Below are 23,854 nucleotides of genomic sequence, written 5' to 3' on the forward strand. Positions count from 1 at the left end.
TATATTTTTATGAAATTGAAGTTTTCAGGAAGCCCCGAAGAGCCCCCTATTTTCTGTTGGCAGTATTGACCATATAAGAACCTGTAAACCTATTGCATCAAAGTAAAGAGTTTTTACAAAGCCCTTATTTATTTCCGATCTTCCGGTCTTCTTTTGTATAGAAACACAATAACCAGACAGGCTATAAACAGACAAACCGTCCAGAAAATTTTTCCGAGCTTAGAAATACTTTCAACTGCAGTTTCCTCACTTGCGGTCTGTGGTTTTACGGTATAATTTCCAGTGTTTTCTTCAACATATTCAGTCTCTTCTTCAAATTTAATCCTGGTTCCATTCCCTTTTACCGGAGTTTCGTTCACTTCATCGTTTTTAGCAGTGCCAGAAACGACGCGGGCTCTTCCAGTTCCACTTCCATGGCTGCTGTCACCAGGAACAATGAGCTGCACTTCTACACTGCTGGTCTTGTTTGAAAGCTCATTACAGCTTATAATTGCGGTATTATCGATATCTCCATCACCGCCTCCATTGCTGTCCATATCTTCATGGGTTACAGTATAATTTCCTGTGTAAGTCCAGTTTTCTCCGACTTCAAGAACCCCGTCACCAGTTTTTGACTCGGAAGGTCCTACCAAGGAAATCATAGGATCATTTACTGAAACTCCCGTAAGTTCGACGTTGCCTTCATTTATTACCAGGACCCCGTACCGAATGATATCTCCTGCATCGTTTACTGCATCATTTTCACCATTAACAACTTCAAGGACGGACTTGTAGATAGAACAGTTCGGATTCCGTTCGATATAGATTCCAGGACTAATATTGCCGCTTTCATTACCACTGTCATTAATGTACTGGATAGTACTGGAGTTCATCGGCTCCGTTTCATCGGAAATAAAAGTTACAGTGCTATTGAGGAAACCGTCACCTCCACCGTTATTGTTCAGGTCCTCCTGAGTCACAGTGTAGTTTCCAATGTAATACCAGGTTTCTCCGACAGAAAGAACCCCGTCACCATTCTGCACGCTCCGGAATATTTCTGCAGGTTGGAAAAGCAGGAAATTAGCCACGTCACCGTATGGCCCGGTAAAGTTGACCAGAGAATCACTGACGCTTATATTGGTAAGGTCAATGTTTCCGCTATTTGTCACATTAACCTGGAAACCGATAATGTCTCCTGCAGAACTTATATTGCCTGCAGGGCCGTTTCCAGCAATATCAACAACAATTTTCTTAATAGTACAAACAGGGTTCTTTTCTATAGGAACTGCAACACTGTCGTTTTCCGGATCAAGTTCAGTACAGTCAACTGTTGCTGTATTGTTGATGAAACCGTCCCCTCCGCCATTACTGTTCAGGTCGGCCTGAGTAACAGTATAATTACCGGTGTAAATCCAGCTCTCGCTTACTTCAAGAACCTCATCGGTATTCAGAGATTCTATAGGCCCTGTAAGATTGATAAGAGAATCACCTACGCTTACATTGGTAAGGTCAAGATTTCCGTCGTTTGTTACGTTAATCTGGAAGCTGATGACATCCCCGGCTTTTGTTACATTTGCCAAAGATCCATTACCTGAAACATCAGTAACGGTTTTATCAATCATGTAAGCAGAAGTCTGTACTATCGAAACCGCAACACTATCGTTTTGTGAACCCAGTTCATCACAATCAACAGTTGCCGTGTTGTTGATGAAACCGTCCCCTCCGCCATTACTATTCAGGTCGGCCTGAGTAACAGTGTAAGTTCCGGTGTAAGTCCAGTTCTCACCTACATTCAAAACGCCGACTTGAGAATTGTCACCGGAAGGACCTGTAAGGTTGACAAGAAGAGGATCACTGACACTTACATTTGTCAGGTCGATGTTTCCTGTATTGTTAACATCAATCCTGTAGCTGATGATATCTCCGGACTTGGTTATATTTGCCGAAGACCCTTTTCCGGCAACGTCCGTTACGGTTTTGTCAATAATGTAAGCTGGGCTTTGTTCTATAGGGACTGCAACACTATCGTTTTGTGAATCCAGTTCATCACAGTCAACAGCTGCCATATTATTGATATAGCCGTTTCCTCCATAATTGCTGTTCAGGTCAGACTGTGTAACAGTGTAATTACCGGTGTAAATCCAGTATTCTCCGACTTTTAAAATTCCATCAGTGGTCAGAGACTCTACAGGCCCTGTTAGGCTTATAAGAGGATCATCAACACTTAAGTTTGTAAGGTCAATGTTTCCATAATTTGTCACGTTAATCTGATAGCTGATTATATCTCCTGCAGATGTTGTATTTGCTTCAGGACCCCTGCCAGCAACATCTATAACAATCTTACTGACTCCGTAGGCAGGATTCTGTTCAATAAGCACTTCAGCACTGTCACTTTCCTGATCAAGTTCATTACAATCTACAATTGCTGTGTTGTTAATGAACCCGTCTCCTCCACCATTATCGTTCAGATCGGCCTGAGTAACAGTGTAAGTTCCGGTGTAAGTCCAGTTCTCGCCTACGTTTAAAATGCCAGTTTGAGAATTGTCACCAAAAGGACCTGTAAGGTTGACAAGAAGAGGATCACTGACACTTACATTTGTCAGGTCGATGTTTCCTGTATTGTTAACATCAATCTTGTAGCTGATGATATCTCCGGACTTTGTTACATTTGCCGAAGATCCGTTTCCGGCAACGTCCGTTACGGTTTTGTCAATAATGTAAGCTGGGCTTTGTTCTATATGGACTGCAACACTATCGTTTTGTGAATCCAGTTCATCACAGTTAACAGTTGCCGTATTGTTGATATAGCCGTTTCCTCCATAATTGCTGTTCAGGTCAGACTGTGTAACAGTGTAATTACCGGTGTAAATCCAGTATTCTCCGACTTTTAAAATTCCATCAGTGGCCAGAGACTCTACAGGCCCTGTAAGGCTTATAAGAGGATCATCAACACTTAAGTTTGTAAGGTCAATATTTCCATCATTTGTAACGTTAATCTGATAGCTGATTATATCTCCTGCAGATGTTGCATTTGCTTCAGGACCTCTGCCAGCAACATCTATAACAGTCTTACTGATTCCGTAGGCAGGATTCTGTTCAACAGGCACTTCAGCACTGTCACTTTCCTGATCAAGTTCATCACAGTCAACGGTTACTGTGTTGTTAATGAATCCGTCTCCTCCACCGTTACTGTTCAGATCAGACTGAGTAACAGTATAATTGCCAGTATAGGTCCAGTTCTCACCTACGTTTAAAATTCCGGTTTGAGAATTGTCACCGGATGGACCTGTAAGGCTGCCAAGCAGAGGATCACTAACGTTTATATTTGTCAGGTCAGTGTTTCCGGTGTTATTAACTTCAATCTGATAGCTGATAACATCTCCTGCGACAGTTACGTTGGCTGAAGATCCTTTTCCGGAAACATCTGTAACAGTTTTGTCAATGGTGTAAGCAGGATTATATTCTAAAACAATTATGTTGGCAAAAGTAGAGTTAGTACCGTTCCCATTGCCGGCTGTCAGATTTATAGTGTAGTTCCCAGCTATAGAATAAGTGTGCACCGGATTCTGATCGATTGAAGTATTTCCATCTCCAAAGTCCCAATTCCATTCGTCTGTGGTTTCAGAACTATCGTTGAACTGGACTGAGAGAGGGGCATAACCGCTTGTTACGTTGGTACTGAAATTAGCTACTGGAAACACCAGTTCTGGACCAATGAACTGCCCAAAGGCAATAGGAGAATTCCCTACGTTCACAGTAGCTGTAACAGTATTATTTGCTATGTCAATTACAGATACAGTGCCACTACCCATGTTGGCCACATATGCTTTTGTCCCATCCAGAGTGACTGAAACTCCAAAAGGAGAATTTCCTGCACCCACAGAAGCTACAACATTATTGCTTGCTGTGTCAATTACAGATACATTGCCGCTGCCCATGTTAGCCACATATACCTTTGTTCCGTCCGGACTGACTGCAACTCCTGCAGGACCCAGTTCTACATCCACAATGGCTGTAATAATGTTTGTTGCGGTATCGATTACAGAGACGGTGTTGCTGCTTTGGCTCGTTACATATGCCTTCCTTCCTGTTGGGCTAACTGTAATTCCAGTGGGTATGCCTCCTACAGACACATTAGCTATAACAGTATTATTTGCTGTGTCAATTACAGAGACATTTCCGTTTTCTTGCGTCACATATACCTTTGTTCCCGCAGGATTGACTGCAACTCCGGCAGGTATGCTTTCCAAATCCACACTTGCTGTAACAGTATCTGTAGCTGTATCAATCACAGAAACATTATTGCTACCCTGATTCGTCACATATACCTTTGTTCCATTCAAATTGGCTGCAACTCCAAAAGGAATGTTTCCTACAGGTACTGTGGCTACTACAGTGTTTGTTGCAATGCCAATTACAGACAGAGTGTGGCTTTGATCATTCACCACATATACCTTTCCATCCAGTGTGGCTGCAACTCCCCATGGATTGTTTTCTACATTCACAGTAGCTTTCACAGTATTATCCGTAGTGTCAATTATAGAAACAGTGTTACTGGCGGAATTCGAAATATACGCAACCGATTGATAAGCGACTGGTTGCTCTAAAACAGTTACGTCCGTAAACGCCGAACTCGTACCGTTTCCATTGCTTACTGTAAGATTTACGGCGTAACTACCTACTGAAGAGTAAATATGAGTCGGATTCTGTTCTGTTGAAGTGTTTCCATCTCCAAAATTCCAGTTCCATCCGGTTGTATTTCCAGAACTATCTGTAAACTGGACGGAGAGAGGAGCAAAACCACTGATCACATCACTGCTGAAGCTGGCAGCGGGATACACTGGCGGTTCTGAAACAGTTATTGTAGCAAACTTTGTATCCGTACCGTTTGCATTGCTTGCTGTAAGGTTAACAGTATAATTTCCTGCTGTAGAGAAGATGTGAGTTGGATTCTGATCTGTAGAATTGGAACTGTCGCCAAAGTTCCAGCCCCATTCAGTTGCATTCTCAGAACTGTCGTTGAACTGAACAGTCAGAGGAGCATAACCACTGCTCACGTTGCTGCTGAAGTTAGAGACAGGAAACACTTTAGTCGAAAACTTCTGGATGCGACAATTATTTTTATCAGCAACATAAACACTGCCAGAAGAGTCAACGGCAACGCCGGTCGGATATATAAAACTTCCGGTTGCGGTTCCAGAAGAACCCCAGGTAGTCAGGAAGGTGCCGTTACCATCAAACTTCTGAATACGATGATTATACAAATCGGTAACGTAAACATTACCAGAAGAGTCAACGGCAATACCGCGAGGATAATTAAAACTTCCGTTGACAGCTCCAGAAGAACCCCAGGTGGTCAGGAAAGCACCGTTACTATCAAACTTCTGAATGCGATGATTAAACGTATCAGCAACGTAAACATTGCTAGGAGAGTCAACGGCAATACTGTAGGGAGATATAAAACTTCCATAATCGGATCCAACAGAACCCCACGCGGTCAGGAAGATGCCGTTACTATCAAACTTCTGAATGCGATTATTTCCTGTATCAGCAACATAAACATTGCCAGAAGAGTCAACAGCAATACCCCTCGGATAATTAATATTTCCGTTGGCGGTTCCAGAAGAACCCCAGGTAATTATGAAGTTGCCACTGCTGTCAAACTTCTGAATGCGATTATTATCGGTATCGGCAACATAAACATTGCCAGAAGAGTCAACGGCAATATCGTGGGGAGAACTAAAACTTCCGTTGGCGGTTCCAGATGAACCCCAGGTAATTATGAAGTTACCACTGCTATCAAATTTCTGAATGCGATTATTATCGGTATCGGCAACATAAACATTGCCAGAAGAGTCGACGAAAACACCGGCAGGAAAATTAAATTGACCGTTACCGGTTCCAAAAGAACCCCATTTTTTCACGAAATGATAAGGAAGTACTGGTACTGAAACACTTATGTTGGCAAAGGTAGAGTTTGTACCATTTAGGTTGCTCGCAGTAAGGTTAACAGTGTAGTTTCCTGCAGCAGAATAAACATGCATTGGATTCTGCTCGGTTGAAGTATTTCCATCTCCAAAATCCCAGTTACAGCCAGTTGCATGTTCCGATAAATCCGTAAATTGAACTAATAGAGGAGCATATCCACTGGTCACGTTGCTACTGAAATTTGCAACAGGAAATACCGGGTCTATTTTAGCAAATTTCTGAACGCAATCATTATCCGAATCAGCAACATAAACACTACCTGAAGAGTCGACTGCAATACCTTGCGGATTCGAAAATTGTCCGTCGTCGCTTCCATAATAACCCCATGTTGTTATGAACATACCGCTACTGTCAAATTTCTGAATGCGGGTATTAGAGGTATCAACAACATAGACATTATTTAATGAGTCAAAGGCAATGCCCGTAGGAACATTAAATTCTCCTTCGCCGTTTCCAGAAGAACCCCATGTGTATAGAAATATACCATTACTGCCAAACATTTGAATGCGATTATTGCCCGTATCGGCAACATAAGCAGTACCTAAAGAGTCGATTGCAATACCCTGTGGATTAGAAAATTCTCCATTACCGGTTCCAGAAGAACCCCATGTAGATATGAATCCACCACTACTGTCAAACCTCTGAATGCGATTATTTCCTGTATCAGCAACATAAATATCGCCTAAAAAAGGGTCGACTGCAATACCTTGAGGATTAGAAAATTCCCCATCGCCTGTCCCGGAAGAACCCCACTGGGTTACAAAATTGCCATAATCATCAAACTTCTGGATCCGATTATTTTGTGTATCAACAACGTATATATTACCTGAAGAGTCAACCGCAACACCATCTGGATAACTAAATTGTCCGTCGTCGCTTCCTTCGGAACCCCATGAGACCAGGTATCCGCCATCGCTGTCGAATTTTTGAATGCGATGGTTTTCTGTATCAGCAACATAAACATTACCTGAAAAGTCTACAGCAACACCTCGTGGAGAATTAAATAGAGTTATGTCGCTTCCAGGAAAACCCCACTTAGTCACAAGTTGATAATCTTCTGCATGTGTAACAGAAGCGCTCATCAATACAAGAAAAAATATAATCGAACATAAAAACAATTTACTGGAGATGTTAACACGCTGGTATTTCATATTTAAACACTCCTTGTTTGTTTGAATACATTATTGTTTTTCATTCCAAACCCTCTACATAATTTGAAAATTATTCTTGCTATTTTCGTCAGAATTAAGATTTTTTAAAATTTTGCCTTAAATATTCATTTAATTACAATTGTTTCTGTGTTAAAAATTAGTAACTATTAGTAACTATTATATGGATTTTGACAAATACCCGAATTTAGATATTTATGAAAATTCGAGAGTGTGCTAACTGATTAACTGAAGTACTTTTTGTATTTAATGAGAACCGACTTTAACAATATAATACATAAGAAATAAAACAATAAATACTTTACTATATTAAAATATTAAATAAGAAAGAATAGATAGTAATTTGATACGTTTACTCGCCACTAATTTTAGATTCAAGATTTATAATTCTCATAATTAACCACGAGCCTGCGATTTTAATTTAAAGCGTTATCAAGGATGAGACAAAAACGAGGATCACCTTTATGATCGTGTCTCAGGAAGTTCAGGTGAAAAGTAATTTGAGAATTTTATGAATTCGAATAAAAACGAAAAAAACAAAAGAAATGCAAAGAGAAGCTAGTAAAGAATAAATAAAAAAATAAAAAAAATAAAAAAATAAATAAGCTAGTATTCACATTTTATTCTGGAGAATTCAATTTTTTGAACACATGTATTTTCTGAGCCTTCAAGAGAAAAGTCTCAGGACATCAGCATAAAAATAAAAAAATAGACTTTAGTATTTTTGCAGGCATGGCCCTTCCTCAATATTATAGTAGCTCAAAACCAGTCGTTTATGTAGAAATTTATCCCCTGTACCCTGAACATAAAGATAGTTTATAGCCTTTATTCACGGAGACAGGCAATCCACGAAATAAAAATAAAGGGATTGGATCGATGAGAAAGTTCAATATAAATCTGGAATCGCTTATAAACAGCAGCCCCATAGTCATTTTTTTGTGCAAGTCAACTGAGAACTGGCCTGTTGAACTTATCACGGAAAATATCCAGCAGTTCGGGTATACAGTTAAAGATTTAATCTCCGGAAAGATCCGTTATCTTGATATTGTTCATCCTGATGATATCGAAAGGATAAGATCGGAGGTTGCCGGATGTCTGGAGAAAGAGTGCACCGAACTGACACAGGAGTACAGAATTTATACAGCCTCAGGAGAAACACGCTGGGTTGAGGTAAAGATCCGAATCCGGAAAGATGAAGACGGAAAAGTTAGCCACTATCAGGGTACTCTCTATGATGCTACCCAGCGTAAAAAAGCCGAAGAATCGATGCAAAAAGCTCTGAAAAAGAAGAATGAATTAAAAAATGTAATTAACAGCAGTCCTGTATTCGTATTTTTGTGCAGGCCGGAAGAAGGCTGGCCTGTCGAATTTGTTTCCGAAAACATTACAAAGCTTGGTTACACCCCGGAAGATTTTACTTCAAGGGAAATGCTGTACACAGATCTTATCCATCCCGGAGATAGGGAGAGAATTCGCTCTGAGGTCGAAAAGTTTTCCAGAGAAGGCTATACCGAATGTACCTAGGAATATCGGGTCCTTACGAAATCAGGGAAGATAAGATATATCGATGACAGGACCCTTATCAGAAGGAACAAAGAAGGAAAAATCACTTACTACCAGGGCATAATTGTTGACATAACCGAGCGCAAGCTGGCAGAAGAAATGGTTAAGGGGCAGAATATGGTGCTCGGTAAGCTGGCCTCTGGAGCCCCACTCGAAGAAGTGCTCCTCCCTCTTATTCGGAGTATGGAAAAGATCAGACCTGAATCCATATGCTCGGTAATGCTTCTTGACCGTGAAAAAAAGCATCTCTTTTACTGCGTTGCTCCGGAACTTCCTGAATTTTACAGACAGAAAACTGACAGGATCAAGGTCGGTTTTGGAGCAGCTTCTTTCGGGACCGCAGCCTGCTTGAAAAAAAGGGTAACTGTAGACAATGTAATGGAACATCCTTACTGGACAGAATACAGGGAACTTGCAGCTGAGGCCGGGCTGAAAGCCTGCTGGTCAGAACCCATAATCTCGTCCTCCGGAGAGGTCCTTGGAGTAATTTCCATGCACTACAGCGAGACACGCAGGCCGGATAAAGAGGATCTTGACTTTATGAAAACAAATGCCCAGCTGGCAGCTATTGCAATAGAACATAAACTGGCAGAAGAGACCCTCCGGGAATCCGAACATAAGTTCAGGACCATTTTCAATAACATCAATGACCAGCTGTACATCCGCGAGCCTGAAGGACAGAGTTACATGGACGTAAACCAGGCAGTGGTAAAAAGGCTCGGGTATGATAAGGAAGAGATCCTGAAAATGGAAGCAGAGGAGATTATTCCTGCCGAGTACTGGGCATCGGTCCGGGAAAACCTCAAGAAAATCCAGAGAGAAGGGTCAAGGGTTTACGAAGCCGGAGCGGTATGCAAGGATGGCACTGTTGTCCCTCTCGAAGTAAGCGCCAGGATAATCGATTATGAAGGCAAGAAAACGATCCTCTCGGTTGCCAGGGACATAACGGAACGCAAAAAGGCAGAAGCTGCCCAGAAACTTAACGAAGCCCGGCTCGAAGCCCTGGTAAAACTTAACCAGATGACAGGAGCCTCACTAAAAGAAATAACGGACTTTGCACGGGAAGAGGCAGTCAGGCTTACGGGCAGCAAGCTAGGATATCTTGCTTTCATGGACGCTTACGAAACCTCCCTGATCATGCACTCCTGGTCAAAGAGTGCGATGGAAGAATGTGCAATTGAAGACAAACGCTTCATTTATCCCGTAAAAACTACAGGGCTCTGGGGAGAAGCAGTCCGACAGCGTAAGCCCATAATTACAAACGATTACACAGTCCCTAGCTCCCTGAAAAAAGGATACCCGAAAAACCATGTGCACCTTACCCGCCATATGAACGTGCCTGTATTTGACGGAGACAGGATAGTTGCTGTTGCAGGCGTGGGAAACAAGGATGAGCCCTATGATGAATCGGACTTGCGCCAGCTGACCCTTCTAATGCAGGGCATGTGGCAGCTTATCCAGAGAAAGCAACTTGAAGATGCGCTTAAAGCTTACTCTGAAGACCTTTCTAAAGCCAACGATGAACTCAGGTCCCTGAACAGGATAAAAGCGGAATTTATGGCTGAAAGCCTGCCCCAGATAAAAGTAGATTATAGCGACCTCATGGACTTCGACACCTTTGAGACTATAGAAGACCAGCAGCAGAAAGCTATAGATTCCGTAATCAATAGTTCGGAGCGACTGAGGCAGATGGTGGATTCCCTGCTCTACCTGAGCCTTGAACAGGCAGGGAAGATCGAATACTCTTTTACCGAAGTGGAGATAAAAAAGATACTTTCGGACGTTTACCTTAACCTGGTCCTCCTGATCGATGAAAAAGAACTGAAGGTCGAAAAAGAACTGCCTGCAAACCTGCCTCCCATCCGTGGCGACAAGCAGAAGTTGACAGACCTGTTCACAACTCTCATGGGCAATGCTATCAAGTTCACGCCCCATGGTGGTAAGCTGGAAGTAAAAGCTTCGGAGGAAGAAGATAACATCCATATAACCGTAAAAGACAGCGGAACAGGTATCCATAAAAGGCTGGTTCCTCACCTTTTCCACAGGATCTATCAGGTTGACGATTCTTTGACCCGCAGGTACCAGGGGCTTGAATCAGGATTTTACATATGTAAAAACATTGTCAATGCCCATGAAGGGGAGATCTGGGTAGAGAGTGAGGAAGGTTCGGGAACTATCATGCATGTAAGGCTTCAGAAAAAGAAGTCTGAAACCCGAAGAGAGAATTGAACAGAGTCTTGTACAGAGTCTTGACAGAACCTTAACTAAAAAATTGGAGCGGCTGGAGATTTACGATGAAACTGGAAATGCTGGGCACTCTTTTCCTCTCGGACAAAAGGAAAGACCTTCTTTTGCTACTGATGGAAGAGCCCCGAAATATTGACGATATAAAAAATATACTTAATGTAACATCAAGTGCAATCATGACCCAGATCAAGATCCTAATAAGCCAGGGGCTTATTATCCATGAAGATGACCTTTACAAGCTCTCAGATATCGGGAAGGTGGTTGTTAAGAAAATGGTACCTCTTCTGAACACCCTTGGAGTGTTTTCGGATAATATGGACTACTGGGAAAACCATAATATCAGTGCAATCCCTGCTCATCTCCTGGACCGGATAGATGATCTCGGGCAATGCGAATTCATCGAACCCGACCTTGACAGGATGTATGAAATCCCCCAGAGAATTGAAGAAAAACTGGTACAGTCAACCCGTGTTATGGAAGTTTCTTCTTATTTTAATCCTGCTTATCCCTCTACCTATGTAGAGCTTGTGAAGAAAGGAACTGAAATATCTTTGATAATTACAAAGCCGGTCTTTGAAAGGCTGAAAAGAGAGTACAGCACATCCCTCAGGGAGTATCTGGAAAGAGACAACGCAAAAATCTGTGTCTGCGACTGCCCTGTAAAGGTAGCGTCAAGCGTAGTAACAGACCGTTTTCTGGCTCTTTCCCTCTTCTATAGAAACGGGATATACCACAACCATGCAATGATGAGTATGGAGAAAACAGCCCTGAAATGGGGAGAAGACCTTTTTTTGCATTACATGAAAAACTCAAAGGAAATAAAGGAAATCGAATGAGGAAGAACTGAAATCTGAGGAAATTAAACTCTGCAGGTCTCAGGAAATACAGCATTCCATAACTTAACCAAACGGGTCGACAGAGAGAATCTCCAGCCTTTTCTTTTTTCAATCCACTATTTTCGAGAGAGTTTAATCAGAAATCTTCTGACCTGTGTGACAATATTAGCTATACCGAACCTTTCTTGTCACGCTCGACGAAGGAGAGCGGTCTCGCAAATAAATAAAAAGAAGAAAAAGAAAATACGCAAATAAAAACTTGCGTTTGCTTTTAACATTATTACAATATATTCAAGCTTCTCCTTTTGACTTCTTTCTTCCTTTTCGGAAGGGCCGCCAGATAAGCTGGCGGAGGTACCCTATGAACAGGAATTAACTGCGGTTTCCAGGGTAAGAAAAAGTGTTCTTCGGAAAAGGAAGATAGTTCTGTATTCAATTTTTCCTAGTGCTTCGATTTCAAAATATGTCCATAAACCCTAGCTATAAATTCACTATCGATCAATTAATTCTTACTACAAATATGGATCAATTTTTGAATCAATGCACTCGATCAATATCCTACTTCTCTCCAACAAGCGCAGTGATCTGAACGCCGCCCTCACTTTTGAGGTAACGATTCAGCGTATACCCGTGCGTCAATCGCTTCCAGCACTGCCACTTCTGCTTCGTCAATTGCCATCATGGCAAAATCGATGGAAGCCACGGCATATGCCTCCGCATCATCCGCCCGTCTTGTTGCTTGTTTTGCTTCCATAGCCTCTTTTTCGGTTTCAATTTTGTTCTTGATTTGCTGAACCCTCTGATGAAAATCTTCCTGGAGTTCTTGCCAATTCATAGCCGTCGCTTCCTGGCGCTTTTTGACGTCAGCTTTGAACGATTCCTGCCTTGCTTTAGCATCTGCTTTTGATTTCTGGATTGAGACTTCTACCTTTTCCTTGGATGCTTGTTCGGCGGCCGCGACTTTCTTTTCTACATCCGCCACATGGTCCACGAGCTCTTGCAAATCATCGGATAGCTTTTTCATGATTCACTCCTCTATTCTTTGTTCTTTGCATGCAACTTATTTTCAATAATAGACGAACTACGTGTATTAACTTAGCATTCTTTTATAAAAACGATATTATAAAAATTCTAGGGAAACATAGTTAAGAAGAGGAATTAGGTTGTTTGAGTTGTGAAATATGAAAAAAATTGTAGACGGGTTTCAAGGCGTAATTATTCCAGGATCAAATATCCTTTGATTATGGATCAATTTTTTGAATCGATGCACTAGTAATAACATGAGTTCACCTGCTGCTATTTTTCTTGCATGACAGAAAAGCCGGCTTCATCCCTGTATTGCAAGGAGGAAAAAACAAAAGATAAAGAAACCCTTCAGCTTCTTTTTCATTCATAGCATACATGATTTTGAGTTTTTTGACCACCCATTCTCTCTCGGGGAGATCTTCTGGCCTGTACTTTGCAAGGGAATCTTCGTTCCAGAACGAAAAGGTTGAATCTCCGTTATTAGAAAAAGAGATCGAAAACCAGGAGGAGTTTGAATAGTAAAGGTACATGGAGTTTACCCGATAATCAGAACCAAGTCTCGGGTCAAGCCCTTCGATAACTCCGAGTTGCACTCCTCCTGGCCCGTCGTTTATACTATAATCATATCCAGCTCCTTTTGCAGTGGAAATAGCACGAGTGTAATATTCAGAGGAACCTAGGTTAACCCCGTTTGAATAGTAAAATGCTTGGTCGTAACAGGTTAGCATAAAAATGAAGCCACCAAACAATATTAGTGGAGTTAGCACAAGAAAGGTAAGAATTAGCAGTTTTTTCCTGTTTTTAGTCATTGACTCACTCCGGCTCAGAACGTCCCAACTTCCCCTTCTTCTCCAACGAAAAACACCATACCAAGACCTGGAGAAGAGGATTTTCCTTCTTCGGAAACGAAGACTTCAATGTCGTATGTTCCAGGACCGGGAACGGCCATCTGTACTGACTGATAAAGCATAGACCTTCCTTTTATGCAGTCAAGTTCTACATTTTTTGTTGCTACCTCACGAGAGGAGGTCGGCTCAATGGAGTCACTCTCTTCTAACTTAAATCGGATCAGAAGGACCGAACTATCCTCCTTGCCTGCATTTATAATACAGGCGGTTACATTCAGGACATTTTCCGTTACTCCGCTAACAGGTGTCGAATTTCCTTCAGATAAAGGCCTTACCTTAATATTTTCAACAGAGACAGAGGAGAATTCCCCCTCTTCGGAAGCCACACAGCCGCTAAAAGCGCTTAAACCCCAGCACATGAAGATTAGAAACAAGGACACTTTCATGTATTTATTCAAAAAAGTTCCTCCTTAAAAAGTAGATTTGACTCTTAATAAAAAGAAGTTCCTTTACTTTTACTTTCCTAATTTTGCAATTACTTTAGAGAAGTTGAGAGAGAAGCTCATATTTTAAAGGAAAGCTCAAAATTCAAGAGAGTTCACTATTTTTCAATAACTGTTTTTCATATATCCTGGCTGATCGGGTTCCATTCTTTATTTGTAAGACCCACTATTCAATCAAAGGCTTTGATCAGATGAAAGCCCCTGATCAAATGAGAGCAACAAACAAGATTATGAAGGTTAACAAAATCGAGAAATACTGCTGAATCAGGGGAATTTATAAAATCAGGAGAATTAGCAAAATTAAGCATCAGGAGAGATGTTAACTGCGTTAATCAAATCTCTGCGTTTATGTTATATGTTTTGCAGATAATGTAGGATTGGAAGTTAACAGTCACACAAGGTTTACCGAGCAATAAGCCTTAATTGAGCTACTTACTGTTAACCAGGAAATACCTGTAAAAATGGAGGAGCGTTTTTTATGGCAGCAGACATTTTTAACCAATTAGCGGAAGCTGTCGTCGACGGAGACGACGACCTTGCAGAAGAACTGGCACAAAAAGCACTTGACGAAGGCGTTGACCCCTACGACGCAATCGTTAACGGGCTGGCAAGAGGAATGGCAATTGTCAGTGACCAGTATGAAAAAGGAGAAGCTTTTGTACCTCACCTGCTCCTGGCTTCAGGTGCAATGTATGCAGGCATGGACATTCTTTCCCCTGAAATGATAAAAGAAGGGGAATCCATGCAGGCTGTGGGCGTTATAGGAACAATCGAAGGAGACGTTCACGACATCGGAAAAAACCTTGTAAAGACTATGCTCAGTGCAAACGGGTTCGAAATGATCGATCTTGGTGCTGATGTACCTATCGAAAAATTTGTCGAAACCGCAAAAGAGCACAGAGCCGACCTTATTTCCATGAGTGCACTGATGACAACAACCATGACCAATATGGAAAAGGTCGTTGAGATCCTTCAGGAAGAAGGCGTCCGTGACTCCATGAAAATTATGATTGGAGGAGCTCCTGTTTCCGAAGAATATGCCGCAGGAATCGGGGCAGACTCAACCCATCCTGATGCGATGCACGCAAGCGCATGGGCATCCGAAGCTGTAAAGGAACTTGAACCCAAAGCTACAAGGTGGAGTGAAGAGAGAATCAACCTTGGAAAAATCAAGTACAGGGAGATCCTTGCAAAGAAGACTGTTTCCGGTAAAGTGGACATCGGGCTTGAAACTGCTAACAAGATTAAGGAAGAGTTCGAAAGCATTGGCGTAAAGAGCAAGGAGGAAATGACCCACTTCGACAGGACAGTATCTGCCATGTCCGATAAAAAAGTCGACCGTCTGCCTGTCTATCCTCTTGCATGCGGTGTCCTCAGGAAATTTGCCGGGGTCAACTACAGGGATTATGCCACAAAAGCAGGAGCATTCACAGAGAGCGCTTTCCTTGGCTGCAAGTATCTGGATCTTGACATGTTTGTAGGGCTTGCCGACCTTTCAGCTACGTCCGCAGACTTCGGATGCAAGATCAAATATCCCGAAGATGATACACCGTCCTCTGAAGGACATATCAAGGACTATGAGAAGATCGAGGTCCCTGAGCTTAAGGAAGGCACCCGCGGCTATGAACTGGTCATGGCTTCAAAGATGGCAAAGGAGAAAATCAACAAGGAACTTAACACTCCTTTTGTAGGCTTCCATGAAGGGCCATTGTTAACCCTCACCCAGCTCATGGGTGCAGACCGCGTGCTCATGGATATGAAGACCCAGCCTGATGTTGTCCTTGAAGCTGTCCAGAAGTGTACCGATTACATCTGCCAGCTTTCCGAGCTCTTCTTCAATGAAGGTGCCTGTGATGCACTCTGTATTGATAACCTCTGGTCCAACAACGTTATCATGAGCGAGCAGGACTACTGGAAGTTCGACGGAAAGTTCGTGTACGACCAGCAGATTCCCATATTTAAGCAATATAACCAGCCGTATATCATCCACAACTGTGCTGATGCCGTACACTTTGAGACCCAGATCAGGAAGTTCGGCACCTCCCTCTACAGTTACGCCTACTATGAGAAGTCCAGAGACAAGGGATCCCAGAACTACGCAGACCTCATCCCCAAGTATGGAGACATATGCTGCATGATGGGAGAAGTTAACCCTGTTGAGTTCATGGACGGATCAGCAGCCGGTGTGCAGAAGGTAAAGGACGACACAAGGAACCTGCTCGAAAATGTGCTGCCTGTGCTCAAGGAGAACGGTCTCCAGTCCAAGTATGTCCTGTCTTCTGGCTGTGAAATCCCGCCAGGCGGCCCGCTGACAACCGTGCAGGCAATGGTGAACACCGTAAAGGAACTTGGTCCGGAACTCCAGAAGAAAATAATGGGGTAAACTCCCCCTGAGGAGAGATTAACTCTCCCCATTTCGATTTAAGAAAGACCTCCGTTTAAAACGAAGAATACTAAACAATATTATAAAAATAAAAGAAGGAGTAAAAAGGTTGGATCAACCATAGAGGCACCAAAAAACTGAAAAGGCGGATTTAAGACCTTCTGTCCTTTCCGTCCTTTTTTATTATAGACATAAAGTAAAACTGCAAATCCTTTTTTAAAAAAGGTTTTTACCTTTTAAATAGAGGCTGCAGAGGAGGAACTTAATGTATCTTGGACTGGGAGTTGATACGGGAGGGACATATACCGATGCTGCTATCATGGATATGTCAAATGGAGAAGTAATCGAGTCAAATAAAGCACTTACAACTTATCCTGACCTTATTAGAGGAATAAAGAATTCGATTGAAGGACTGGACCCTGGATGCCTGAAAAAGATAAAATTCGTCTCTGTCTCTACAACCCTTGCTACCAATACCACTCTTGAGGGCAAGGGCTACCCTGCAGGGCTGATCCTTATAGGACATACGATTCCCAAAAAACTTGCCAGCCGCTATGTGATATCAATCGGAGGAGGGCATGATTCTGACGGGAACGAAACTGCTCCTCTTGAAGGCCTGGAAACGGTAAGAGAGTTTGTCAGGCAGGTAAAGAATAAGGTAGCTGCATTTGCAGTTTCCGGATACTTCGGAGTCAGAAACCCTGAACATGAACTCAGGGTCAAGGAAGTAGTTCAAGAAATGACGGACATGCCGGTTGTCTGCGGGCATGAACTTTCCATGAGTCTTGGGGCTTACGAAAGGGCTGTGACAGCTCTCCTGAACGCCGAACTGATCCCGGTAAGCAAGCAGTTTATCAAATCCGTCCAGGCAGTAATGGAAGAAAAGGAAATAAAAGCAACCCTGATGATGATGAAGTGCGACGGATCTCTTGTTCGCATAGAAGAGGCCCTGCAAAAACCCGTAGAATCAATCTTTTCCGGACCTGCAGCAAGCCTTGTGGGGGCTGCACATCTTACCGGGCTTGACACCTGTGCAACCGTGGATGTAGGAGGCACAAGTACCGATATTGCCATGGTTTCCGGAGGTGTTCCGGAGATAAGTGATTCCGGAGCAAGAGTGGGGGGCTGGAAAACAATGGTAAAAGCGATCAGGATGGAGACTTCAGCCCTCGGTGGAGACAGCCTGGTCTGGATCAGAAGAAAGCCATTTCTGGGTCCGGCAAGAGTGATTCCCCTCTGCCTTGCAGCCTCAGAGTTTCCGGGACTTTTAAAGAAACTGGAGAAAAGTGATCTTCCTAACGAACGTATAATGGACGAGATCATACAGCCAACTTCTTTTTTTGTAAGGAACGGAGGAGATTCTTTCGAACTTCTCAGCGGTGATCTCGAAGAAGATGAGAAGATGATTCTTGAATGTCTGGGAACTGAGCCTCTTTCAATATCCGAGCTCTCTGAAAAGACAGGCAAACACCCGCTACTGTTTGCAGGAAATCTGAAAGACCTCATCAGGAAAAGGCATGTAAGCCAGATAGGGTTTACCCCAACCGATGCCCTTCACGTGCTTGGAGAATATGTAAGATGGGACGGAAGAGCTTCCTTTACAGGAGCAAAAATCCTTGGAAAAACCCTCAAACAGGGAGCAGAGGATTTTTCAGCCAGGATTAAAGCTGAAGTCGTAAGAAAACTTACTCTTGAACTGATTTCTTTCTTTGCGGAAGACCTGAAAAAAGAGGACATTGAAAAGCTTCTGGCAAAAGAAAATGTCCTGAGATTCCACGTAAATGTCCCTGTAGTGCTGGTAGGCGCACCTGTAAGGGCATATCTGAAAGAACTGAACAGGGCTGTGGACGCAGACATAAGGATTCCTGCTTTCCACGAGGTAGGAAATGCAGTGGGTGCCCTTGCAGGAAAAGTTGTCCACAGGACAGAGATCCTTATCCGCCCTTCAGCAGCAGGGAACGCAGAATATTCCGTATTCTCAAGGCTTGGAAAAGAAGTTTTTGAGGATTACGGAGAAGCTCTGGACTACGGGCTTAAGCTGAGCCACAGGTTGATTTCGGAGTACATGGACGGATACGGGCTTGAAATGGACAATGTGAAATTTGACCTTAAACAGAACGATGTGGGAAGCAGAGGAAAAGCCCCTCTGGAAACCCGCCTGATCGGAGTCGGAATAGGGACGACCGGGAAACTGGCGTAAGGCAGAATATAAAAGCATACATCAAAACTACAGGCTTCAGCAGGTCATAACAGCAGAAACAAAACACAGGAGCCACAGCAAATGAGGAAAAAACATGGCAAGCGAATTAAAAGTACCGGGCAGCACGAGCCTTGAAAGCCAGGACGGAATGGCAAAACTGGCACGGACAATAAGAGACAAGATTCTCATTGATGAGCCGGTAAAAGAAGAAGGGCTGATCGACCAGCTTGAAAGGGCATCCATAGAGATTGACGAGCTGCTTGGCTCATCCCTGGGACCGAAAGGGATGAACAAGATAATAGTAAACCCGGTGGGGGATATTTTCGTTACGAGCGACGGCAAAGTCATCTTAAAAGAAATGGATGTGCTTCACCCGCTCGTGACTTCCCTTAAAAAGCTTGCCGAATCAATGGACAAAGCATGCGGGGATGGAACAAAAACTGCCGTGATTTTTGCAAGCAATCTCATAAAAAACGCTGTCAAACTGATAAGGGCAGGAGTGCATCCGACAATCGTTATCGAAGGATACGAACTTGCCATGCAAAAAGCCTACGAGATGTTGCAGTACAGCATAAAGCAGGCATCTGAAGAGGATGTACGCACTACTATAATGTGCTCTGCAACAGGAAAGGGGATTGAAAGGAATCAGGCAGAAGCCGTAACTGATATTGTCCTGAAAGTTATCAACCACCTCAACGAAAAACAGGCCGGAAGGCTCGACCTGAACAGGAACATCAAAGTCCTCAAAAAGAAAGGCGGACCTGAAATCGTTGCAGTGGAAGGCCTGATTATGGATGAAAATCCTGCAAGGGTTGACATGCCAGCCGAATTTGAAAACCCTAAGGTTTTGATTACGAACTATGACCTCAAGATTAAAAGCGGATACTTAAACCCACAGCATAACCTCAAAATGGACTCCGTGAAGACTGCACTCCTTTTTGAAGAAAAGAAAAAGCAGATGTGTGCGAAAATTGCCAGAAAAATAATTGATTCGGGAGCAAATGTGCTCTTTTCCGAGGGAGATATTGATCCCTATATTGAAACTCTGCTGAGGGACAATAATATTCTGGCTTTCAAGAAGCTGAAAACGAAAGACCTCGAAAAGCTTGCGGAAGCAACAGACACTACACTGATGAGCCCGAAAGATGAGATTCACCCCTGCGATCTCGGAAAAGCAGACAGCATAAGAGTAGAAAAGAAAAACGGAGAAAATTTTGTTTTCGTTACCGTGAAAGAAAAGGCAATAGCTACTATCCTGATCTGGGAACCTGTGAAATATGGGCTTGATAAGGTCGAAGAGGCTGTTGACGATGCACTCAATAATGCGGCTTTCCTCCTGAAAAACAGAGGAATAGTAAACGGGGGAGGGGCAATTGAGTTTGAACTTGCGCATATGGTAAGGCTCTTTGCATCGACACAGACAGGAAAAAGACAGATGGCAGTTCAGGCGTATGCAGAGGCTCTCGAAAAAATCCCAACTATTCTTGCAAGAAATATGGGGATGAACTCGATTGATGCAATGGCGCAGATGAGAAACTCATATGCAAAAGGGGTAGAGGCAAGGATAGACCTTTCAGGAAAGGTAACGGACAAAGGAAAGAAAGTTTACGATTCGGCAACAGTAAAAACGCTGGCAATTATCGCAGGAACTGAGACGGCAAGGAATGTGTTAAGGATAGATGAAATTGTTCCAAAGAAGTAAGCCGGAAAAACGGCTGGAGTGTAAGTAAACCATGAGTGTAAATAAACCTGAGTGTAAATAAACCAGATTAAAATGGACCGTAGTATAATCCTGGTAATGCCATCCTGAGTAATGCCTGAAAAACGATATTTTTCAACTCTCTTTCAAATTTTTATTTCCTCTTTTTAATTTCGGAAAGAGATGCCAGAAAGGCTGGCAGAGGAACTTCATGATATCTTAGTCAAAAGTTGCCTCAAAGATCAAGGAAATATTTCTTAAGCTGCGGCTGGCTACAATCCTGTGTGGTTCAGGGGAAGAAAAAGTAAAAATAACTTTTAGGGATCTGAGATAGTATTGGTGGGTTGGCCGTAGCAACCGTAGATTTGAGATAACCAAACCTACGAATTTAGCTTAAAATGCCGCATATGTACATTAATTAATATAATTAGTTCACAGATATTTTAAATGAAAAATATAAAAGTGATTCTGCGCGTAATAGTTCTCAGGAGAAAAAAGCTGTAAAGACTTCACTTAATAAAAAGAATGTTAATGGCAGATTTTAATGGCAGATCGAGACCTAAGAGACTGTTTCCTGAATACACTGCATGGAAAAGCTGTGGATAAGGTGCCTGTTCTTTCTGTGACCCAGACAGGGACCGTTGAACTGATGAAAAAGAGCGGAGCAGCCTGGCCAGAAGCTCATTTTGACGCTGAAAAAATGGCAGACCTCGCCCTTTCAGCTCATACTATAGCAGGCCTTGAAGCCGTTCGCTACCCTTTCTGTCTCACTGTCCTATCTGAAGCTTTGGGCTGCAGGGTTAACCCGGGCAGATAGGATATTCAGCCGTCACCAGGGTCCAACCCTTTTGCAGAGAGAACGGAAGAGCTCGAACTTCCCCAGGATTTTGCGGAGAGAGGAAGGGTTCCTCTTATTGCTGATGTGACCTCCATCCTTAGGGAAAAGGCAGGCGAAGAAGTCCCCCTTATAGCAGGTATGGAGGGCCCGGCATCTCTTGCTTCAAGGTTGCTTGGTACTTACAATTTTCTTACCTGGATAATCAGAAGGCCCGAGACCGTAAGGGAATGCCTCAAAGTTACAGGGTCGATCTGTTCCGAATATGCAGGAATCCTGTCCGATGCCGGGGCAGATGCGGTCTGCATTGTAGACGGAATAGCAGGACCGGATATGCTTGACCCCAGACAATTTGACTCCCTCATAAAACCAAAGTACGAAAGGTTCTGCAGGTCAGGAAAAGGAATAAAGCTAATACATGTCTGCGGAAACTCAACTCCTATCCTTGAAATTCTTTCGAAATGCGGTTTTCAGGGGATCAGTATCGAAGAAAAGGTAACTGACCTGCGGGCTGCAAAAAAGCTTGTCGGAAGAAAAACAAGCTTAATAGGAAACCTTTCCTCTTCAGGAATCATTCTCAACGGGACCTGTGAAGAGATAAAAGAAGAAGCGCAGAAGTGCCTTAGAGATGGAATCGATATACTTGCTCCGGGGTGCGGAATTGCGCCGAAGACCCCTACAAGAAACATAAAGGCCCTTGTTGAAGCGAGAGATGAGTATTATCACCTGAATTACGCCTCTGGAGGACACGGTCCTTTTCGCTTTGCTCAAGAAGACTAATTTAAAGCTGGTAAAGTAAAAAAACAAGGAAAAAGACCTTGCAGATAAAAAAACAAAAAAAGAAACCCAGAGAGTAAAAGCAAAGGAGAAATATAGGTAAATTAACTGGAAAAACTCTTAAAAATGGATAAAACAGAACTATTCTTCTTGAAAAATATCTTTTTAATATCCTTCGTTTTGGTCATAACGATTCTCTTTGAATGAAATTACTTCTAATTTTTTACTTCTAATTTTTCTTTTGGTGTTTTAATTTTAACTTATTTCCTTTATTTTCCATTGTTCGCCAGATATAGCCATAGACATGGATTCGCAATCAGTCATTCATGACGAGTGTTGTATATAATTAATAGTTGCATTTTTTTGAATTAATCTTTCTCTATTCCCCTGTAACTTGCCAATAATATACGATGCATATACAAAAGAAAAAATATTTTAGAGCAGTATTTAATTAGCAAAATATTAAAGAAGTACTTTGTAGATATTACTTGATAAAAACGGATATTAGCTGAACAGAAATTTCTCGGATTTATCTGGGATACTTATCCCGGCAGATAAGAAATGTTCAATCAGTTAAAGGAAAAGAACTGAAATGAGATGGCAAAACCTTAGCATGACCTTCTGGATATTCCTGGGCTCATCTCTGGCGTCCTCTCCGGTCTATTCTTTGGTGACCTCTTATCGGTCTTGACGCCTCTCAGTCAGGCCTTCATCAAAATATGGCAAATAACTATCATCCCTTCAGTGACAATATCGCTTGTACTGGGTATAGGCAGCCTGAACCATTCCAACTCCAGAGGTTTGTTATTCAAGGCAGGCCAGGTTTTGTTAATGTTTTGGACAATTGGAATAGCGATCTTTTTTTCATTTCAGTTTGCTTTTCCCGTTCTAGAAGCTGCTTCTTTCTTCAGTACTCAGGATCTGATCAGTCCAGAAACCTTAGATTTCATAGACATATTCATCCCTTACAATCCTTTTCATTCCCTATCCGAAGGCTTTCTGCCTGCTATTGTACTCTTTTGCTTGTGTTTGGGTTTATCCCTTATGGGAGATGAAGAGAGCAAACCACTCATGAATTTACTGAGCATCCTCCAGGCAGCTCTTAACCGAATTACCGGCTTTCTGGCCAAGACCTTTCCCATAGGAGTCTTCGTCATAATGGCTCAGACAATGGGCACTATCACTTTTGAGGGATTATTGGAACTTCAGGTATTTTTGATATATTTAGCTTTCCTGGCTGCTCTGGTGATCTTTGGTGTCTTACCACTGCTTGTCTCCTGTTTCACTACTTTCCGTTACAGGGACATCATCTCCGCATCGTCCAGGGCAGTAATTCTTGGATTTTCAAGCGGCACAGAGTTCATAACTCTGACACTGATCAATGACGGCGTCAAAAAGCTCTTTTGGGACTCACTGGATAATAGAGAAATTAAGGACGAGATAGAGTCATACAGTAGAGTTCTGGTCCCGGTGGGATACACTTTTCCCTTGCTGGGATCTTTTGTCCCTTTTTTGTTCATCCTCTTTGTAGCCTGACTCTATCAAACTCTCCTGGATCTGCCCGAACAGCTGAAGCTTGCAGCGGTTGGAATTCCCAGCTTCTTCGGCTCGTCAAAGATCTCAGTTGAGTGGCTCCTGGATTTGATGCACCTTCCTGCGGACTCATTCAACCTTTACATCAGCACGGGCATACTGCGCCAGAGCTTTGTCGCAGCGATGGCTAGCATGTCGATTTTCTCATTTACTGCTCTATCAGCGCAGCTTTGATCTCTGGACATTATAAGTTGCAATGGAAGAAAGC

At 42.7% G+C, this 23,854-nt stretch carries 11 protein-coding genes and 1 pseudogene; 8 read left to right on the plus strand and 4 right to left on the minus strand.

What is annotated here, in order from left to right; translation table 11 throughout:
• Nucleotides 1-128: 128 nt before the first annotated feature.
• Nucleotides 129-7,049 carry a DUF7507 domain-containing protein gene (locus MSHOH_RS25405; protein WP_162197656.1) on the minus strand — a complete coding sequence of 2,307 codons (6,921 nt, stop codon included), beginning with the start codon at nucleotides 7,047-7,049 and terminating at the stop codon, nucleotides 129-131.
• A gap of 963 nt (nucleotides 7,050-8,012) precedes the next feature.
• Here MSHOH_RS25405 and MSHOH_RS23190 point away from each other — a divergent pair.
• The 3 genes from MSHOH_RS23190 to MSHOH_RS17960 all read left to right on the plus strand — a co-directional run bounded on the left by MSHOH_RS23190 (nucleotide 8,013) and on the right by MSHOH_RS17960 (nucleotide 11,782).
• Nucleotides 8,013-8,660: a PAS domain-containing protein gene (locus MSHOH_RS23190; RefSeq protein ID WP_082089411.1), complete on the plus strand. Its 648-nt coding sequence runs from the start codon at nucleotides 8,013-8,015 to the stop codon at nucleotides 8,658-8,660.
• A 156-nt stretch (nucleotides 8,661-8,816) separates the two neighbouring features.
• Nucleotides 8,817-10,928: a sensor histidine kinase gene (locus tag MSHOH_RS17955; protein WP_239451048.1), complete on the plus strand. Its 2,112-nt coding sequence runs from the start codon at nucleotides 8,817-8,819 to the stop codon at nucleotides 10,926-10,928.
• 65 nt (nucleotides 10,929-10,993) lie between these two features.
• The gene (locus MSHOH_RS17960) at nucleotides 10,994-11,782 is read left to right on the plus strand and encodes a helix-turn-helix transcriptional regulator (protein WP_048141740.1); all 789 of its coding nucleotides are present in this window, start codon (nucleotides 10,994-10,996) and stop codon (nucleotides 11,780-11,782) included.
• A 598-nt stretch (nucleotides 11,783-12,380) separates the two neighbouring features.
• Here MSHOH_RS17960 and MSHOH_RS22370 read toward each other — a convergent pair.
• The 3 genes from MSHOH_RS22370 to MSHOH_RS17975 form a co-directional block, all read right to left on the minus strand.
• The gene (locus MSHOH_RS22370; protein WP_052730919.1) at nucleotides 12,381-12,806 is read right to left on the minus strand and encodes a hypothetical protein; all 426 of its coding nucleotides are present in this window, start codon (nucleotides 12,804-12,806) and stop codon (nucleotides 12,381-12,383) included.
• A gap of 262 nt (nucleotides 12,807-13,068) precedes the next feature.
• Complete coding sequence (locus tag MSHOH_RS17970) at nucleotides 13,069-13,617, minus strand: adenine nucleotide alpha hydrolase family protein (protein WP_162197657.1); 549 nt, start codon at nucleotides 13,615-13,617, stop codon at nucleotides 13,069-13,071.
• A gap of 14 nt (nucleotides 13,618-13,631) precedes the next feature.
• Nucleotides 13,632-14,114 carry a hypothetical protein gene (locus MSHOH_RS17975; protein ID WP_158024235.1) on the minus strand — a complete coding sequence of 161 codons (483 nt, stop codon included), beginning with the start codon at nucleotides 14,112-14,114 and terminating at the stop codon, nucleotides 13,632-13,634.
• A gap of 523 nt (nucleotides 14,115-14,637) precedes the next feature.
• Between MSHOH_RS17975 and MSHOH_RS17980 the strand changes: the two genes are divergently transcribed.
• The 5 genes and pseudogenes from MSHOH_RS17980 to MSHOH_RS18000 all read left to right on the plus strand — a co-directional run bounded on the left by MSHOH_RS17980 (nucleotide 14,638) and on the right by MSHOH_RS18000 (nucleotide 23,589).
• Nucleotides 14,638-16,542 carry a methyltransferase cognate corrinoid protein gene (locus tag MSHOH_RS17980; RefSeq protein WP_048141746.1) on the plus strand — a complete coding sequence of 635 codons (1,905 nt, stop codon included), beginning with the start codon at nucleotides 14,638-14,640 and terminating at the stop codon, nucleotides 16,540-16,542.
• 265 nt (nucleotides 16,543-16,807) lie between these two features.
• Nucleotides 16,808-18,742 (plus strand): hydantoinase/oxoprolinase family protein, encoded by a 1,935-nt coding sequence (locus tag MSHOH_RS17985; protein ID WP_048141748.1) that lies wholly within the window; start codon nucleotides 16,808-16,810, stop codon nucleotides 18,740-18,742.
• Between the two features lie 94 nt (nucleotides 18,743-18,836).
• On the plus strand, nucleotides 18,837-20,444 hold the full coding sequence (locus MSHOH_RS17990; RefSeq protein WP_048141750.1) for a TCP-1/cpn60 chaperonin family protein: 1,608 nt from the start codon (nucleotides 18,837-18,839) through the stop codon (nucleotides 20,442-20,444).
• A gap of 541 nt (nucleotides 20,445-20,985) precedes the next feature.
• Nucleotides 20,986-22,056: pseudogene (gene mtaA / locus MSHOH_RS17995) on the plus strand (methylcobamide:CoM methyltransferase MtaA).
• 684 nt (nucleotides 22,057-22,740) lie between these two features.
• Complete coding sequence (locus tag MSHOH_RS18000) at nucleotides 22,741-23,589, plus strand: cation:dicarboxylate symporter family transporter (protein ID WP_239451049.1); 849 nt, start codon at nucleotides 22,741-22,743, stop codon at nucleotides 23,587-23,589.
• Nucleotides 23,590-23,854 lie beyond the last annotated feature (265 nt).

The organism is Methanosarcina horonobensis HB-1 = JCM 15518, assembly GCF_000970285.1.
Classification (GTDB): Archaea; Halobacteriota; Methanosarcinia; order Methanosarcinales; family Methanosarcinaceae; genus Methanosarcina; species Methanosarcina horonobensis.